Source organism: Kaarinaea lacus (genome assembly GCF_975902315.1).
On the sequence record NZ_CDLKIE010000380.1, the window covers coordinates 1 to 3,530 of the forward strand.

Annotated in this window: 3 protein-coding genes; 1 reads left to right on the forward strand and 2 read right to left on the reverse strand. The window is 41.4% G+C overall.

From position 1 onward, the window contains the following. Together ACWVCM_RS12225 and ACWVCM_RS12230 are read right to left on the reverse strand one after the other, a co-directional pair. A partial coding sequence (locus tag ACWVCM_RS12225; RefSeq protein ID WP_455202035.1) for a c-type cytochrome occupies positions 1 to 1,393 on the reverse strand: 1,393 nt, incomplete at its 3' end. Positions 1,394 to 2,022: 629 nt separating this feature from the next. Further along, on the reverse strand, positions 2,023 to 2,982 hold the full coding sequence (locus ACWVCM_RS12230) for an MBL fold metallo-hydrolase (RefSeq protein WP_455202036.1): 960 nt from the start codon (positions 2,980 to 2,982) through the stop codon (positions 2,023 to 2,025). Positions 2,983 to 3,228: 246 nt separating this feature from the next. On the opposite strand from ACWVCM_RS12230, the gene ACWVCM_RS12235 reads away from it, so the two are divergent. Further along, on the forward strand, positions 3,229 to 3,530 hold a 302-nt coding region (locus ACWVCM_RS12235; RefSeq protein WP_455202037.1), incomplete at its 3' end, for an SOS response-associated peptidase family protein.

Consider the following 3,530-nt stretch of genomic DNA (forward strand, 5'->3'; position numbering starts at 1 on the left):
ATGAACCCGCATTGTCTATATATGTGCCGGTATTTATTAATCCTTCGTCATTACCTGCCAATATAAACTTGGTGAGATGCAAGATATTAATATCCGCTAATTCAGGTGAGAATCTATGGTCGACACCCGTTCCGGTACCGGAGCGAATAGCACAAAATACGTCAATAGGTTGCTTACTTTGTGCCGCCATTACACCCGCAAAGCCTGTGTAGTGACTATTGGTTGTATCGCCATAAACACCATCAACACCCTGGTAATCCCAGCCATGGCATTCTTTGCAACGCCATGTATCTGGTCCTGTGCGTGTGTTGATAGACGGCTGATCTCTAGTACTCCATACCGGATGGTCTGATGTTGGTTCAGTTGTGCCAGCTTCAACCCACCATTTATCGTACATACGACCACCGCGCACGGCTGACGCCAGGTCTACCTGGCTAACAAGCGAAGCGAAATCAGTTAAGCAGGTATCGCTGCTTTGTGGATTTGGCAGACTGTTTTGTGCATAGGCAATTATATCGACGGATTGTTGCATCGTTAGTTTTGTTGGTGAGCTAAATGCGGGCATATTGCTGCCGGGATGACCAAAGCGAATTTTGTGCAGAGTTTCCCATGGATTGTCGTCAGCGAGTGAGCCCACTGCTTCATGTTGCGCGGTGCCATCAGTTCCATGACAGTTAGAAGACGCACAGTCTATGCTTCCATCTGAAAATAGCATTTCACCATTGGCTGGATTTGCACCAATGGGTGTACCTTGTGCACTGATATGTGCATTTACATCAACAACGCCTTTCGGCGCTGGGTCATTTGCAACCTCATCCTGTGACGCAGTAATAAATTTTGTTAGATGTAGTATTTCAATGTCGGACAACACTTCTGAAAAATTGTGTTGCGCATCGATTGCCGTTCCGGAATGGATGGCACAATAAACGTCAATTGGACTTTTAGCTCGAGCATCAAAAACGCCAATGAATCCGGTATAGTGACTGTTTGTGTCATCACCATAAACACCATCAACACCTTTGTAATCCCATCCATGACATTCCTTGCATCGCCATGTATCGGCGCCAGAACGTGAATTGGTAGACTGTTGACTCCACATTGGATGATCTGTGGTTGGGGCAGGGACGGTATTAGTGCTATTAGAAATGGCTACCCACCATTTATCATAGATCTTGCCGCCTTTTGCAGTATCAGCTAACGCTATTGAGCTGACTAGAGATGCCGAGTCTTGCAGACATGCTGACGAACCAATGACTTTATTTGGATTTCCAGTAGCTGGTGGTACGCCACCCTCATCAGAAGAACCTCCGCAAGCAGAAAGTCCAATTATCGTCATTACTGCGAAAAGAAAATATAAAACGTATTTACTGAACAAAATATTATTCGTGTTCATAGTTTTGCTGCCCCACAATATAGTTACAAATTATTGTTACGCCCCATGGCAATTTACTTATAATCAGTTATACCTAATGAGCATTGCCAAATTTCATTACCGCCAAAGTAGTTTTTTATTATTCCTGGACTTTTTTCTTGTCGTGAGGGGACTTTTTGTACCTGGTAATTAGGTACGAATAGATCGACTGGATGGATGCGACAACACAATAACAACTGCTACAGTTATTACTACTTCCAACAATATGTGACTAGTACATATTGAGGACTATCGGAACTACACCTCTCGACCAACTCGTCCTTAAATACACTCTTGTTCCCCCGATAATTCCATTTACATCAAAAATTCTAACTTTTTGCGTTTTTGAAGTAAATTAAGGTAGGAGTTATCCTACTAGTTCAACTGGTGCATTAGATAATGCTAACCTGAAATTAATCTTAAATTCAGCAAAGGGAAAGTAAATACGGTTGGGCGATAGAAAACTACTTAGAAAGCTAGCTTATATATACGTAAGACCACCTACGTATTTAAGCATACACTGGAACCCTAATATTGCGTGTTAATTGATCTTCCACAAGCGATACATCTACAAATAATGGGGGCACTTAAACTCCATGTTTGTTTTTATATTATTCCCACTCCATTTCCTGGTAAACCTGCTGAATGTTTCGTCCTTTCAATTGATCGTAATTTTCGAGATAGCTAAAGCTTGACTGGTCTATTTTACCAACATCCTGGATAACTCCACCGTCATCCATAAATTTAGTAATTTTGTCGCGAAGCATCGTTAAATAACCATAAGTATCACGCCTGGCTTGCATCAAAGTTGATGGTTTACCGTGACCGGGTACGATGTGTTGGGGATTATAAGACTCAATTTTTTTAAAGGCCACAAGCCAGCTTTTGCTATTTGAAAAAGACATCACGCTGAGCAATCGCTCAAGATAAACCACGTCACCCGTAAAAATAACGCTTTGTTGAGGTAACCAGACAAAGGAATCGCCAGGGGAGTGTGCGCCACCTGGGTGATGGATTTCAATCGTTGTGTCACCTGACTTTAACGTATAATCTTTTTCAAAAACAATGTCTGCATAAGCTTCTTCCGTGCCTTTTAGCGCTTCATCACCTGCAGTGTTACTTAAACGAAACAGAATATCTTTTAGGCGTGATTTCTGATCATTGACTGCTTCCTGGCTTGCAATGACGGTAGCACCCCGTTTTTTAAAATAGTCATTGCCTAACCAGCGGTGATCTTGTCCACCCGTGTTAATGACGTACTTAACTGGCTTGTCAGATATGGATTTTATAATATCGTGAATTTTTTTAGCGCCCAGATAAGTTCCTCCTGGATCAACGAGGACTATTCCTTCGGATGTAACGACAAAACCAAAGGTAGCATTGTTGCCCAGGTTTTCCGGAGAGCGATTTCCTAGTGGGCCTACGATTGCATATACATCTTTTACGACTTTAATAAGCGCTAACTGGCTGTCCTTTTCAGCTGTTTTATACGTTTTACTGCTATCTTCTGCCCAGCAGAGATTGGTAGCAGTAAAGATCAGGCTAACTAACAATGCGGAAAATCGTGTCACATTTATTATCCTCAGTTGATGCTAATCTTGTGTTTCAACCTGTAAGTATCTCACGTAATGATGTCGCTTACAAAATGTACATTGCCATTTCAGGACAATGGACTATTTAACATCGTATAATAGATATTCCTGATTTCTGGCGTAAATTTGGTATTTACTAACTCCAAAACAATTGGTTATAACTATATTCAGGAATACAGCAGACATCTAATATAAGATTCTCCCGACTAAGAAATACATTAAAATATGTGTGGACGATATAACATTATTACCAGTGCGCAAGGCTTGTATGATGCGTTTAAAATTATCAGTAGTGAACTTCATTTCGATTTTTTTGTACCTAACTATAATGTGCATCCATCTCCACCAGCAGCAAAACCTGAGCAGCTGGTAACAGCGCCTATTGTACGAATTAATAACAATACCTATGAAGCTGTACCCGCAATCTGGCCGTTAATTCCCAAATGGGCAAAAGGAACCGTCTCGAAATACAGTACAGCTAATGCGAAATCTGAAACCCTTGAAACCACGAAATCCTATCAATCTGC